The organism is Providencia sp. PROV076 (assembly GCF_028483405.1).
Taxonomy (GTDB): Bacteria; Pseudomonadota; Gammaproteobacteria; order Enterobacterales; family Enterobacteriaceae; genus Providencia; species Providencia huaxiensis.
Genome location: NZ_JAMPRR010000033.1, coordinates 17,935 through 31,640, shown reverse-complemented (window position 1 = coordinate 31,640; position 13,706 = coordinate 17,935). Strand labels below are relative to the sequence as shown.

The 13,706-nt window shown below is 37.3% G+C and carries 15 protein-coding genes; 7 read left to right on the top strand and 8 right to left on the bottom strand.

The window, feature by feature from the left end; translation table 11 throughout:
* Position 1: 1 nt before the first annotated feature.
* From PSF67_RS18630 to PSF67_RS18615, 4 genes are all read right to left on the bottom strand, one after another.
* Complete coding sequence (locus PSF67_RS18630; RefSeq protein WP_272677445.1) at positions 2-1,477, bottom strand: MFS transporter; 1,476 nt, start codon at positions 1,475-1,477, stop codon at positions 2-4.
* Positions 1,478-1,531: 54 nt separating this feature from the next.
* On the bottom strand, positions 1,532-2,431 hold the full coding sequence (locus PSF67_RS18625; RefSeq protein WP_272677444.1) for an N-acetylneuraminate lyase: 900 nt from the start codon (positions 2,429-2,431) through the stop codon (positions 1,532-1,534).
* 450 nt (positions 2,432-2,881) lie between these two features.
* Positions 2,882-4,201, bottom strand: coding sequence for a FliC/FljB family flagellin (locus tag PSF67_RS18620; protein WP_272677443.1), 1,320 nt, complete (start codon positions 4,199-4,201; stop codon positions 2,882-2,884).
* 22 nt (positions 4,202-4,223) lie between these two features.
* A complete protein-coding gene (locus tag PSF67_RS18615; protein ID WP_195698512.1) occupies positions 4,224-4,385 on the bottom strand; it encodes a hypothetical protein in 162 nt (53 codons plus the stop codon).
* Between the two features lie 196 nt (positions 4,386-4,581).
* Between PSF67_RS18615 and fliD the strand changes: the two genes are divergently transcribed.
* From fliD to fliT, 3 genes are read left to right on the top strand one after another with little or no spacing between them, the layout of a single operon-like run.
* A complete protein-coding gene (gene fliD, locus PSF67_RS18610) occupies positions 4,582-6,024 on the top strand; it encodes a flagellar filament capping protein FliD (RefSeq protein WP_210848468.1) in 1,443 nt (480 codons plus the stop codon).
* 18 nt (positions 6,025-6,042) lie between these two features.
* Positions 6,043-6,441 carry a flagellar export chaperone FliS gene (fliS, locus tag PSF67_RS18605; RefSeq protein ID WP_004909969.1) on the top strand — a complete coding sequence of 133 codons (399 nt, stop codon included), beginning with the start codon at positions 6,043-6,045 and terminating at the stop codon, positions 6,439-6,441.
* The gene (gene fliT / locus PSF67_RS18600) at positions 6,431-6,820 is read left to right on the top strand and encodes a flagellar protein FliT (protein ID WP_102139318.1); all 390 of its coding nucleotides are present in this window, start codon (positions 6,431-6,433) and stop codon (positions 6,818-6,820) included. The genes fliS and fliT overlap by 11 nt, the downstream gene beginning before the upstream one ends.
* Before the next feature lie 53 nt (positions 6,821-6,873).
* On the opposite strand, the gene def is transcribed toward fliT, so the two are convergent.
* Complete coding sequence (def, locus tag PSF67_RS18595) at positions 6,874-7,383, bottom strand: peptide deformylase (RefSeq protein WP_102139319.1); 510 nt, start codon at positions 7,381-7,383, stop codon at positions 6,874-6,876.
* Between the two features lie 735 nt (positions 7,384-8,118).
* On the opposite strand from def, the gene PSF67_RS18590 reads away from it, so the two are divergent.
* Positions 8,119-9,036: a YadA C-terminal domain-containing protein gene (locus tag PSF67_RS18590; protein ID WP_272677442.1), complete on the top strand. Its 918-nt coding sequence runs from the start codon at positions 8,119-8,121 to the stop codon at positions 9,034-9,036.
* A gap of 135 nt (positions 9,037-9,171) precedes the next feature.
* On the opposite strand, the gene PSF67_RS18585 is transcribed toward PSF67_RS18590, so the two are convergent.
* On the bottom strand, positions 9,172-9,672 hold the full coding sequence (locus tag PSF67_RS18585; protein WP_239979037.1) for a hypothetical protein: 501 nt from the start codon (positions 9,670-9,672) through the stop codon (positions 9,172-9,174).
* Between the two features lie 486 nt (positions 9,673-10,158).
* Between PSF67_RS18585 and PSF67_RS18580 the strand changes: the two genes are divergently transcribed.
* The 3 genes from PSF67_RS18580 (at position 10,159) to aes (ending at position 12,491) form a co-directional block, all read left to right on the top strand.
* Positions 10,159-10,626 (top strand): DUF1097 domain-containing protein, encoded by a 468-nt coding sequence (locus tag PSF67_RS18580; protein ID WP_102139322.1) that lies wholly within the window; start codon positions 10,159-10,161, stop codon positions 10,624-10,626.
* A gap of 552 nt (positions 10,627-11,178) precedes the next feature.
* Positions 11,179-11,310, top strand: a complete 132-nt coding sequence (locus PSF67_RS18575; RefSeq protein ID WP_004255580.1) for an entericidin A/B family lipoprotein — start codon at positions 11,179-11,181, stop codon at positions 11,308-11,310.
* A 215-nt stretch (positions 11,311-11,525) separates the two neighbouring features.
* Positions 11,526-12,491 (top strand): acetyl esterase, encoded by a 966-nt coding sequence (gene aes, locus PSF67_RS18570; RefSeq protein ID WP_195698509.1) that lies wholly within the window; start codon positions 11,526-11,528, stop codon positions 12,489-12,491.
* A gap of 93 nt (positions 12,492-12,584) precedes the next feature.
* Here the strand turns inward: aes and cspE are convergent, their stop codons facing one another.
* On the bottom strand, positions 12,585-12,797 hold the full coding sequence (gene cspE / locus PSF67_RS18565; RefSeq protein ID WP_102139626.1) for a transcription antiterminator/RNA stability regulator CspE: 213 nt from the start codon (positions 12,795-12,797) through the stop codon (positions 12,585-12,587).
* 341 nt (positions 12,798-13,138) lie between these two features.
* Positions 13,139-13,351 (bottom strand): AAA family ATPase, encoded by a 213-nt coding sequence (locus PSF67_RS18560; RefSeq protein WP_102139631.1) that lies wholly within the window; start codon positions 13,349-13,351, stop codon positions 13,139-13,141.
* Positions 13,352-13,706: the final 355 nt, after the last annotated feature.

Here is a 13,706-nt window from a genome sequence, read left to right as displayed (position 1 = left end):
ATTATTTATTCTTTTCTAGTTTTTCAGCGTAGTTAATAGCAACAGTAAAAGGCTTACCATCAACTGCATCATTCATTCTAAGATATTCAGGGTAAATTGCTTTTTGTAGTCTCGATGGGAGATCAAAACCAATCACCAGAATAGTAATGAATGTCAGGCCAAAAGACAGCGATCCTAATGCAACCCCCATACTGAGATTTTGTGCGATTAATGCGCCGATTATCGGTGCTAATGCACCACCGAGTGCGCCAACATTATAGATAAAGCCCAGGTTTGCTGCGCGTTGGTCCGTATCATAATAACCACCAACCAACTTAGGTAATAAACCTGAAATACCCTGACCAAATAATTGTTGGAAGAATATTAAAATACCTAGCGACCATAAGCTCTCACCGCCAATAGCAAACACCGGTATAATAAAGAGCTGTGACAGTAATAAACTATAGACATATGCCTTTCTCGTCCCGAATTTATCACCGGTAAAGCCAGCAACACAACAACCAATAGCAGCGCCAAATCCACTAAAAAAAAGTAAATCAGCGACACTGGCGGGGGTATAACCAAGGTCTGTTTTTAAATAAGTCGGTAATAACGATTGTATAGGCCAAGAATATAAAAACGCTGAAAGCACAACAAGTATTAAACCCAACCCTGTAGGCCATCGCTTTCCATTACTCTGAACTATAAAACTAATAAAGACAATCGAAACCAAAATACCCAATAAAATAATAATAAGTGATGAGTCAACCTTCCCACTAAAACAATAGTAAAGAGCAGCGCCGGCTAAAACTGTTAATACAACATTTATATATTTATTTTTCCCTTTATAGAGGATCCCTACCATTGTTGGCATATTCGTGCTATTCGCTTGGTGTTTTATCCAGTCTTCAGTTTCAGGAATGTTTTTTCTAAGCCAAAGTGCAAATATAATAGGAAAGATACCAATATAAAAAAGCATTCTCCAGCCATATATAGGAACAACGAGGCTATATACCTGAGCCGCAACAACAGCACCAACCGCAAAACCAGAAATAAGAAAGCCACTGGCTTTATTTCGCATTTTTTGAGGCCAACTTTCAATCACATAGGTTGCACTGGAACTATATTCCCCAGCCATTCCCAAACCAATGACAAGCCGTGCAATAAAAAGTACCGTATAGCTTGGCGCTAACCCACAAGCTAATGTCCCTACCGAAAATAGGCAGATACTTGTGACCATGGCTATCTTTCTACCATACTTATCGCCAAGCGCCCCTAAAGCTAAGCCCCCAAACCATCGAGAAATAAATGCTGCGCTAATCAGGCTTGCTGCCTGTACTGTAGATAAATCAAATTCTTGTATTACTTCTGTTAATACTAGCGTGATAATGACAAAGTCAAAACCATCTAACACATAGCCTATCCAAGCTGCCGAAAATGCTTTCCACTGCGTTTTTGTTAATTGCTTATACCAAGGTAGTTCTATTTTATTTAACATAAAAGATAACCTCAGAAAGGTGTTTTTCAACACCTTTCATTATTAATGTAGTTATTATTTAAGGTTTAGCTCTTTAGAAAGAGTATCACTAATTAACGTTAATTTTTCATGGTGTTTTGGGTTAATCGGGCTAAATGGTTTTCTACATATCGCGTTTTCGATAACGCCCATATTTTTAAGGACTTGTTTTAATCCTTTAAAAACACCCACTTCAATTAATGTATCAATGACTTCATTACAATCTGATTGAAGTTGTTTTGCTCTGGTAATATTACCTTCTTTGAAGGCTTTTAATATTGCACAATATCTCGCCCCCATGATGTTATATGTACTTCCTATCCCGCCATCAGCACCTGCAACTAAGCCAGACAGCAATATTTCATCATAGCCGTTATAAATAACTTTATTTGGCGCATCCCTTCTTATTTGTTCAAGTTGATATAAATCACCTGATGTTTGCTTTATCGCTGCCACCTTATCTAGATTAAGTAAATCTAGGATCTGCTGACGTGTTAATTTAACACCACTTAAAGCAGGAATATTATAAATAATCATTGGTAAGCCATTTGCTGAGCTAATAATATTTTTATAGTGTTCTGCAATTTCATCAAATCCAAACGGGTAATAAAACGGCGTTACCGCAGAGACTGCATCATATTTAAGCTTTGATGAAATGTTCGCTAAGTATTCACTTTCTTTAGTACTAATACACCCGACATGGGCAATGAGTTTTAGTTTCCCTGCGGATTCGTCTTTTACTATTTCTAGAATTTCTGCACGTTCATCAACAGATTGAATAAATGCTTCCCCTGTTGATCCCCCCACATATAGGCCATCAACCCCAAGTCGCATATTAAATTGAACTAAATTCCGTAAAGACGCTTCATCGATGCTTTCATCACTGCGATATGGCGTTAACAGTGCAGAATAAATACCTTTTAGACTTGTATTCATAGTAATCCCCTAGATAATTTTGTATACCTAGTACACCATAATTAGATTGAGATGATCACAAGAATAGTTAATTAATGTGATCGAACCGACATTAATTATGTGTTTAGGTAAGAAGTGAACTGTAATGGAAAATCTATATACCATTGAATTACAATGATAATTTTAGGGAATCAATTGTTATAGGTCGAGTTATTGGGGATGGTGTCTGTAATTTTGAAATTGTGGGTATTGCTGTTGACCCTAATTGGCAAGGAAAAAACTAGGACGGGTCGTTATGGAGCATATTGAAGGTTATTTAAATTCGGTTGTCTTAGAAGGTTTTTTTAACCTATTGGTTAGCTTGTTATTTATACTTATATTAGTAAAACAAAGCCCTAACGAATAAGTTAGGGCTTTGTCGGTAGTCTAAGGCCAGCATTGCTGGCCTTTAATCAGGAATACAAGTCTAAATTAACGTAACAGACTTAAAACACCTTGTGGAACTTGGTTAGCTTGTGCTAACACAGCAGTACCTGCTTGTTGCAGGATCTGACCACGGCTCATGTTAGAAACTTCTGTTGCGAAGTCAGCATCTTGAATACGGCTACGTGCTGCGCTTAAGTTGTTAACAGAGTTGTTCAGGTTGTTGATGGTAGACTGCATACGGTTTTGGATAGCACCTAAAGAAGAACGTAATGAGTCAACAGTTTTTAGTGCTTCATCCAATTTAGCTAAAGGTTCATCTTTTATATCTAAAACTTTAGCATCTGCTTCTTTTATTTCTTTTGTATCTTTCAATTTACCAGTTGACGCATCAAAATCATTTCTATTAACTTCGTAAAATTTTCCATCTCTTTTTAATAAAAACGTATCTGTTTGAACAGTTCCATCTTTTACGTGTTGAAATAACTCATCACCTTTATCTAAATCTATCTTTGCTTGCGCATCTATTTCATCTTTAGCTTCAACAATAATAGCTTTGTCTGTAAGGGCCGTTCCCAAGCCAGTAGGAGCCCCAGCAAGTTCATTTTTAGAAGTTAAACTAGCAGTTAAAACTTTACCGCTTGTTGCATCAAAATCAGCTGTCGTAATCTTATAATATTTATTGTTGCCAGTATCATGAACAAAGAATTCACCTTCAACATTACCTTTAAAAACGTCTTGATCTGTAGTGACACTATATTTAACTTCATTAACTTTTGCCTGACCTTTAACTTCAGTTTCGTCAAAGTTCTTAATTTGGCTACCAATAATACCTTTTTTAGTTAAGTTCAAATTATCTATTTTTAATACTGAACTATCGATTTTTTTAAGATCTAAGGTTATCTCCTCATGGTCATTAGAACCCACTTGAATTTTAAGTGAGCTATCTTTGCTTAATACCTTAACACCGTTAAATTGGGTTTGTTCAGAAATACGATTGATTTCTGCTAAGCGTTGATCTACTTCTTCTTGAATCGAGGTAATATCAGAGTCTGAGTTTGAACCCGTTCTTGCTTGAACTGTCAGCTCACGAATACGTTGTAAGTTATCGTTGATTTCGTTAACTGCACCTTCCGCAGTTTGTGCGATAGAAATACCGTCGTTAGCATTACGCGCTGCTTGAGTTAAACCTTTGACGTTTGCGGTAAAACGGTTAGCAATCGCTTGGCCTGCCGCATCGTCTTTTGCGCTGTTGATACGTGAACCGGAAGATAAACGCTCAATTGCAGTACCCAGTACGCCTTGTGAACGGTTTAAGTTGTTCTGAGTCGTCAGAGACAAAATGTTAGTGTTGATAACTTGTGCCATGATGTGATCCTTATTATTCAAATTAATGCGTTAAGCCAAAATGCTTAACTTGATGAATTTCGTCAGCAACTAGGTTATCGGCTACAAAAAAGTCCCCTTTAGGCTTTTTGATGAAAATTTTTATCTGTAAGGTTGGAAAAGGCTTTACAGCCCGCTTTTGTGCCATTATTTTTAACACTTTCATTTTTAACACATCCATTAATTTTTATTAATTTTCTTATTATTTAATTTCAATAGGGATAATTACCTACCTTTCCAGTGTCAGATCCTCCCATCACTCTTTTTCAGAATAGTCTAAAATTTTGCTCCCCTTGGCCGATATCAGTCTAAATAGTTTTTATATTCAAGATTTATGTCGCTGACATAGCGTAGGAGAGAACATGGCAGGAATATCCACACTCGGTATCGGGTCAAACTTAGATTTAAACGTCCAAATGGACCAGTTAGAAGCGATGGAGCGCCGTCGTTTAGAGCCACTGACCACGCAAAAAGCCAGTTATGATGCGCAAATTAGCGCCTTTGGCAAAATGCAATCGTCCTTAGAAAAACTCAAAAAAGCGGCTGAAGATTTAAAGAAATACGGCGATATCAGTACCACTAAAGTCAATGGTGAATATAAAGCCTTTGATGTGAAAACTGACGGCAAAGCGGTAGCGGGTGTACATGATGTGTTAGTCACTCAGTTAGCAAAAGCGCAAACTATCGCCACTAAAGGCACACCTAACAATAGCAATAAAGAATTGCTGGGCAATGGTGCACCTGAGCGAACGATTACCATCACGCAACCATCACAGAAAGAAGATAAAGATAAAATCGTTATCAAATTGGATAACGAGCACACCTCACTGATTGAAATTGCAGATGCCATCAATAAAACCGATAAAGGCGTTTCCGCATCGGTCATTAAAGACAAAGACAATATTTACCACCTTGTTGTCACTTCTAAAAAAGAAGGTAGTGAAAACCGTATTAGCATCAATGTGGAAGGCGATGACAAACTGGCTGCTATTCTTAATGTTGAGTCTGAAATTGATGCGGATGGTAAGGTCACCTTAAAAAATGCCGACACCAGTGGTATGGTGCAAAAAGTAGCCCCACAAACCGCCTTACTGGAAATCGATGGTTTCAAATTAGAGTCACAAACCAATGAAGCCAAAGACCTGTTTCCCGGTTTAACCTTAACGCTGAAAAAAGAAAGCGAAGACGGTAAAGCCGACCACCTAATCGTTTCTGAAGATATCGAACCCGCCAAAGGTAAAATTAAAGCGTGGGTGGATGCCTATAACGAATTCCAAACATTAGCCAAAGAACTCACCAAATACACGCCAACGGAAAAAGGCACCGCGCCAGATAAAACCAATGGTCCACTGATTGGTGATTCCACTTTACGCATGATCCAGAGCACCCTGCGCACGCAAGTTCGGGCTCCTCAAGCAAGTGGGGACATCGACACTCTGAGCAAAATGGGGATTAAGCAAAAACTGGATGGCACCTTAGAAATTGATAATAAAGTGCTGGATAAAGTGCTCAAAGAAAACCCATCGAGCGTCAAAGTATTTTTTGCTGGTGACGGTAAAGAAACCGGTTTTGGTACTGAAAACTTTAACTACTTGAAAGACACCTTGGACAGCAAAGAAGGCACGCTGCACAACGCCACCGATGGTATCCAAAAGAAAAAGAAAAGCTTAGACAAACGTATTGAGCAGACCAATAAACAAATCGAAAACACCATGGATTTACACCGCCGTCAGTTCCAAAACTTGGACAAAATGATGACGTCACTGAACAGCACCAGTAATTCATTAGGCCGATTATTAGGCTAATACTTTTAGGTTAAAAACATGTATCAACGACACGCACAGCAAGCCTATCAGCAGGTCGATTTGGAGAGTGAAATCACCAACGCGACCCCATACCAACTGATCCAAATCCTGTTTAAAGGGGCGCTAAGTGCCCTAAAACGCGGGGAGATTTTTATGCAGCAAGGTAAGGTGGCGGAAAAAGGTAAAGAAATCTCAAAAGCTATCGACATCATTGACACTGGGTTAAAGCAGTCGTTAAATTATGAAGCTGGCGGCGAACTTGCAGAAAATTTAGCAAGTTTGTATGAGTACATGACAATGCAGTTACTTCGCGCCAACCTCGAAAACAACGTGGCTTATGTCCAAGAAGTTTACCAGTTACTCTCCGATATCGCCTCTGCGTGGCAACAAATCGGTGCAAATGTGGATGAAAGATAATCAGGTGGACAATAAAAATCCTATCGATTTACAAGAAATATACCGTAATGTCTTAGTATTAAGTGAAAATTTAGTTGCCTTAGCGCAATCCGGGGAATGGGAGACGTTGGTCTCCCGAGAGACAGAATATGTCCTTGCGGTGGAAAACCTCACCGAGTTAACGCAAGCGTTCGAACAACAGCAGCCCATCACTGAAGAGTTTATTCAGTTACTGCATAAAATTATCGAAAATGAACGTGTTACTAAAGAATATTTACAACAGCATTTAAACTTTTTAAGCAAAGAAATTAAGCAATTAGACCAAAAACGGGTACTCAATAATAGCTATGGCCAATTTGATGAGCCAGACACCCCGTTAGTCGTTCGCCCCATGGAATGAATTTAAGTGTCAGGCCAACAAACCTGACACCCTCTTCCCTTTCGGATTACAGCCTACTGTTGCTGTTTTAAACGTTGCTGCTTTTTCAGTTTTTTCAACAGCATATTGCGTTTTAACGGAGACAAATGGTCGAGAAACACTTTACCGTGTAGGTGGTCGATTTCATGTTGCATGACAATCGCTAAGAACTCGTCGCTATCCACTTCAAACGCTTTACCGTGCCTATCGAACGCTTTCACTTTAACGCGCAGGAAACGCTCTACATCCGCGTAGATCTCCGGTACTGACAAGCAGCCTTCTTGGTAGCTAGTTTCCCCTTCACTTTCGACAATCTCAGGGTTAACAAATACCATCGGCTCATCACGGTTTTCTGAAATATCAATCACCATAATGGATTTAGTTTCAGCAATTTGCGTAGCAGCGAGGCCAATGCCGTTATCGGTGCTGTACATGGTATCTAACAAATCGTCGATTAAGGTTTGTACTGCAGCGAAATCTGTCACTGGGCTGCATTTAATGCGCAGTCGTTCATCTGGAATTTCAATAATTTCTCTTACTGCCATAATTTAAACCCTATAAATTCGATTGCTTTTATTCAAATATCAATAATTCAAAATACTTTAAACTACAGTGACAACATGCAATAACCACGGTTTTAAAGCCGCTAACTGCCGTCACAGCCCTGCCAGTGAAGTATGGCGAACAGACAAAATATTATCGTCTTTCTATTTCATCAACAACATGCAAAAAGTGGCATTATTAACCAGATAGATAATTTTACTTTAAACATCAATAAATTAGCGCTAGCCTACTTAACCTATCTGCTTAAGCAACACAAGACACATAAAATTTTACAGAAAAATAACACGTTATTTGAAAAAAAACATCTAAAATAGAAAAAATGCTGCTCCTTTGTTGGCTTCCTGCCATTTTTAGCTTCACCCTCTGATGGCATTTCTTTGCTTATACTATTTTAACGTTTTACTATTTTTGCATTTTACAGTTTCCTCATCAGAATATATTTAGGCCACATTGAAGTTATTTTTAATTGAATTAATACATAAAAAATAATAAGCATTGTATTTTATAATTCATTCAAATAAGCAACCCTATATTCCATGTGTAAAATAGATAGCACTGTATTTATTCCAGTCAAACACGAATATTCCGAACAAATATAATTTAAAAAATCGATTTTACCCGCCAGAGAAATGACCCTATTATAAATAAGTTGAGAAAAACAAATCCCCTCTTCACTCTTCTTTAGATAATAATTTAAATAATACGGAAATTAACACATGGAAAAGAAAGCATTAGCTCGTCACTTAGTGGCTATATTACTCAGCGGTTTGTCTTATAATGCAGCAGCCAACACTTCATTTTCAAAGCCCGCACCAACATTAAGTGATATCAACGCATATGACATCAAAAACAACGTTAAAAGCATTGTTGGTATTAATGAAAGAATCAATAATATTGATAACCAAATAAGCCAGATGGATTCAAGTTTTAATAATAGCATTAATAGATTAAAGAAAAATAATAACAATAGGCTTAAATCAGAAACTACGAATATACGAAATGAGTTAGCAAAGTTACGAGATACCGTAGATAATTCTATACTTGATTATTACAATGTAAACGCTGGAAAAATACAAAGTAACACTGATTTAATTAATGACCAAGTTACCTCAATAAACAAAGATAGAGAAAAAAAACACCATGCATTTGACTCAAAATTAAAAGAAGTCGAATTATATGTGCAAGGTGCATTAATTGGTGTAAATGCAGCCGACCAAGTCACTGAACAATTAAATACTAACATTCAGGATCTCGATAAAAAAGTCGTTGGAAATACCTCGTCAATCAAGACCCTAAAAAGTGATGCCGCAAAAACGCAAAAAGCGAACGAACTTAAATTCACAAAGTTAGAAAATAAATTTGACCATGGGGTCAGCCAGCTTGATAGCAAAATAGATAAGCGTGCCCAAGAAGCAAATGCGGGTATTGCATCCGTTGCTGCAATGAGCAATATCCCTTACGCAACAAATACCCGCTTTAGTGCCGGGGTTGGCGTGGGGAACTACAAAAATGGCTCAGCGATCGCTGCCGGGGCTCAATATCAACTAAAAGAAAATATCAACTTACGCAGTTCTGTTTCTTGGAACAATTCAGATGCTGCCGTTATCGGAGCAGGTGTCGCCTTCGGTTGGTAACTCTCTAACGCCTATTTTTCATATAACCTTATAAATTATTTATATAACATTAACCAATAGTACCAATGATATATTGGTACTATTTTTAATTGCCTTAATCGGCCAATATCTAAATTAACAATCTCTGAGTTAAAATTAACCTTGGTGATAAGTCACAATCGCGATTGGTGTTGAGTTAATAGTAACCCAAAGGTTAGACATGCCGATACGCGTGTTCGATGACTCACTCACTTTATTACAGCTGGTTTCAGACTGGCATTGAGTGAGAACTTCACTGGCAATTTGCGAGTTAAAGCCCAGTTTTGTCAAATAGCCCATTTCATTTTCTAGCTTTTGTTGAAAGTTAGCAAAATCGGGTTTGGGTGAAGCATAATCCTCGACCCCAACAAGTGTTGTTGCAACTTGAATGAGTACACCGCCATCAAAAGTGAGTTGGTTTTCATAGCTCCAATCATTAAACGGCTTTTGTTGCCCAAAAGTGCAAACAGTTTTACTGCCACTTACTTGGCAATCCCCCGCCTTAATAAAGCTGATGCTATCCATACTTTGACCCCAGTTTAAGCCAAATGGTGCGGTCGATGTATCATCACACCCAATCAGCAACAGCGCAGCAGTCCCAGCTATCATCCATTTCATACTCTCACCTCACTCGCCAATTTACTTTATGCTACAGGGGGAAGGGGTTAAATTAAAGTAAAAAAACCGTCAACCAGTAACTCACTCACAAATTGATTTTCAAATTTCAAGTGATTTGTTTAACACGAGATTCACATATAATTAATCATTATCAATAAGATAAAGTTAAAACATATAATTCAGCGTATACTCATTGCCAGATTTCCGCTGGCTCTATACAATGCTCTGCTTTATACAGCCCCAGAGTCACGACAGTTACAGATAACCATCATATTATTAATCAGTTACCCCTCTAGCAATACCTAAAACCCCTAGAAGGCTCTCGAATAATAATATAGCTGAATCGTTACAACTTCACTTTATGATGAATTGATTTTGTAGCAGCTCGGTTTTTGTCACTGATGGTTTTGTCACTGATGAACAGGCTACAGATAATCATTTATTAACAGCATTATTAATAAATAACCATAACGTAAAGTATATATTGTGAAATTACTATTTTGTCTTTCTTTAACAACCGCCATTCTCTCTGGAGTATGGGCTTGGGTTGCAGATAGCTTAGGGTTAATCGGCTGGGCAGGCTTTTTAGGCTGTACGGCTTATTTCGCTTACCCTAAAAATGGGCTTAAAGGCCTAGGTGTGACCACATTAACTGTTTGTAGCGGCGTATTTTGGGGTTTAGTGATCCTGCATAGCGGTGACTACCTGCAACAATTACCTCACTTTGTAGGGTACTTTGTTACCGGTATAGTTGCCTTTTTGATGTGTATACAAGCGAAAAAACAGTGGCTTTCTTATATACCCGGTACGTTTGTCGGTACCTGTACTATTTTTGCCACTGAAGGTGCTTGGTTGGTGACTATTCAATCATTACTCATCGGTGTGTTATTTGGTTTTGCAATGAAGAAGAGTGGACTTTGGCTATTTGAAAAGTTCTCATCGGATAAAGGCTAAAAAAAACCGCCAATGTGGCGGTTTAAATAAATCAATGAAACCAAGGGAATTTCAAACGAATTCGATATTACATTAAATTTCCCCAGCGGCAAGATATAACATTTTGATTTAACTAATAATTAATCAGACAGCACTTTAAGTATTCTTACTTACACTTACAAATATAATAACGACAATATTGTTAATAAAATGATAATATCCTAAGATTAAACTCTATTTTATATTAACCAAGCTTATGTAACTGGTCAAATATCGACCCCTCCTATATTCATTAATTTAATTACATTATGTAATTCGGATTTTTCTGCATCCCGCTTTTATCAAAGATATCTAAAACCCTACCTTTTAAATTTTAGTATAATTCACTTTTAATAATCAATAATCTAGCTTGTTAATCCAAAAATACAGACAAAAAAGAATGATGGACTAGTAGAATTTGCATTATCAACCCATAAAATTATGGGGGCTTAAAAGTGTATTCTTATTTTTCTGTTATACTTAAACAAGAAATATCTTATGACCTGCAATTGAATCTAACGAAAGGAAGAAGATATGATTAAAAAAATTTGTTTTTTAGCATGTTCATTAGCTGTCGTATTCTCTTTAAGCGCATGCAATACCACCAAAGGTGTTGGTGAGGATATCGAAGCAGGTGGCGAAGCCATACAAAGAGCAGCCAAATGATGATTACCGCCATCCTTAAATATTAGCTACCTCGACTAAAACTGGTATATATACCAACCGGTGACTGTTTCACCGCTTGGTATATAAATTGAAGTACCAATAAATTCCTAAACCCGACTCTATTAAAACGTAGGACATTTTAATATTGGCTAACAGGATCACAACTTAATTATGTCTCTCTTTTACAATGGAAACCATCCAGCTAGGAGAGCATAATGAACCCGAAAAATAAAATTAATGTGTTAGACCACATTTCACCTGAAATGCAGTCTGTAATGCAATTTTATGCAGAAAACCCATCCCCATCCCCTATTGACACCAGCTATTACGGAATGCGACAAGCGTATATAGAAGATAGAAAATATTGGAATGCAGAAGCACCAATGATGCACAATATTTACGATATTCAAGTACCAACTCAATATGGCAATATTTTGACTCGACTATTTCAGCCGATTAAATCCCCATCAGCCACCTTATTTTATCTCCATGGCGGTGGGTTTATTTTAGGTAATTTACAGACTCACGAACGTATTATGCGCTTACTGGCACTATATTCGGGCTGTACAGTTATTGGAGTTGATTATTCATTATCCCCTGAAGCTCGCTACCCCCAAGCCATTGAAGAAATATCCACCGTTTATCAGTATTATCAACAAAATGCCGCACAGCATAATATCAATATGCAACAAACTGGCTTTGCAGGTGACTCAGCTGGCGCAATGTTATCTCTTGCATCTGTCCTTTGGTTACGAGATAACATTATAGAAAATGCTAATATTAAATCCGTTTTATTGTGGTATGGGCTTTATGGCTTGCAGGATTCAATCAGCCGACAGCTATATGGTGGGGAATGGGATGGGTTACAAAAAGAAGACTTAGAAAATTATGATAATGCCTATCTCGGGGAAAATGGTGATAGAAGTGCCCCTTATTACTGCTTATTCAATAATGACTTAACCTACGGCATCCCACCTTGCTTTATTGCTAGTGCGGAATTTGACCCGCTATTAGATGATAGCTTGGCTTTATTCCGAACACTCGACGCTAACAATATGCCTTGTGAATATAAAATGTACCCAGGTACTTTGCATGCCTTCTTACATTACTCACGCATGATGCAAATTTCAGATGAAGCAATTCGTGATGGCGCAAATTATTTTATCAAACAACTTTTATGATATTCATACAGTATTTATTGAAAATAGCACAGAGTTAAAACGAAAAAACCTCGCACTTGGCGAGGTTTTGAATTCTTAGCTTTTAGTTTATCGTTATTTTACGATAACGTTAGCTGCTGCTGGGCCTTTCGCACCATTTTCAATGGTGAATGTAACTTGTTGGCCTTCTGCTAAAGTTTTGAAGCTTTCACTTTGAATTGCAGAGAAATGAACAAATACATCTTTGCTGCCATCTGCAGGTGTAATGAAGCCAAAACCTTTATCATCGTTAAACCATTTTACTGAACCAGTCATTGTATTAGACATAGAATTTCCTTTAATTTTTTAAAATTGCCATAAGGCATGTTGCGGTTTGTTTCTTGTGGTACTTATGGGAATTAATTAGAAGGAATTCGCAATGAAGTGGTATCTGAGATAACGCTTAATGGTGAACATCTTAAAACTGACTAACATAAATAGGCCTGTACTTCCAAACCAGTGAGCATATTAAGCCACACTTATAACCAAATGGCAAATATTATTTTTGCAATCCATTTGCCACACCAATACTTCACGCATTAATTGTAGATAATATAGATATCATTTAACCCAATAATATTATAAATATTAAGCAGTTAGTTATCTCACTATAATATGCGTTGTCATGCTTAGTACCTATCAAAAACACCGTAATCCGGTCTTTCACCTCTCATTACAGCTCGCTGTTGTTCATGAACCGCTTCTCTATCGGCTTTTATTTGTTCCGATGAACGGGTGTCTTTATGTGGTTTAGGCCATGTTGATTTATTAGGTTCAAAGGAAGGCGTGAATGTACAGCCTGTAATTAAAAAAAGGCAAAATAGTGCGGTAATTAATTTCATAATGATTGCTTGTGTTTTTCTCGCATAAAATACTAAGTATATGTACTTATTGATCATACCAATACTTTTCAGTGTTCTAAATTATTATTTTGATATTTCGTTGATAAAATGAGTATTGATGACTCACAACAATATATAAAGTAGGATTTAAGATAACAAAAAAGCCGCATTACGCAGCTTGCAAATTTTGTAATCCATTATAGTTATAATTGACTGTTTTTCTCAGTTGGATCAAACGGAAGCCCGCCAGCAAATACAAATGATAACCCAACAATCACGAATGAAACCATAACAAAACACTTATCAATAATTTGTTTCATACTGTTCTTCCTATGCTTTAGTACCTAATTACAAT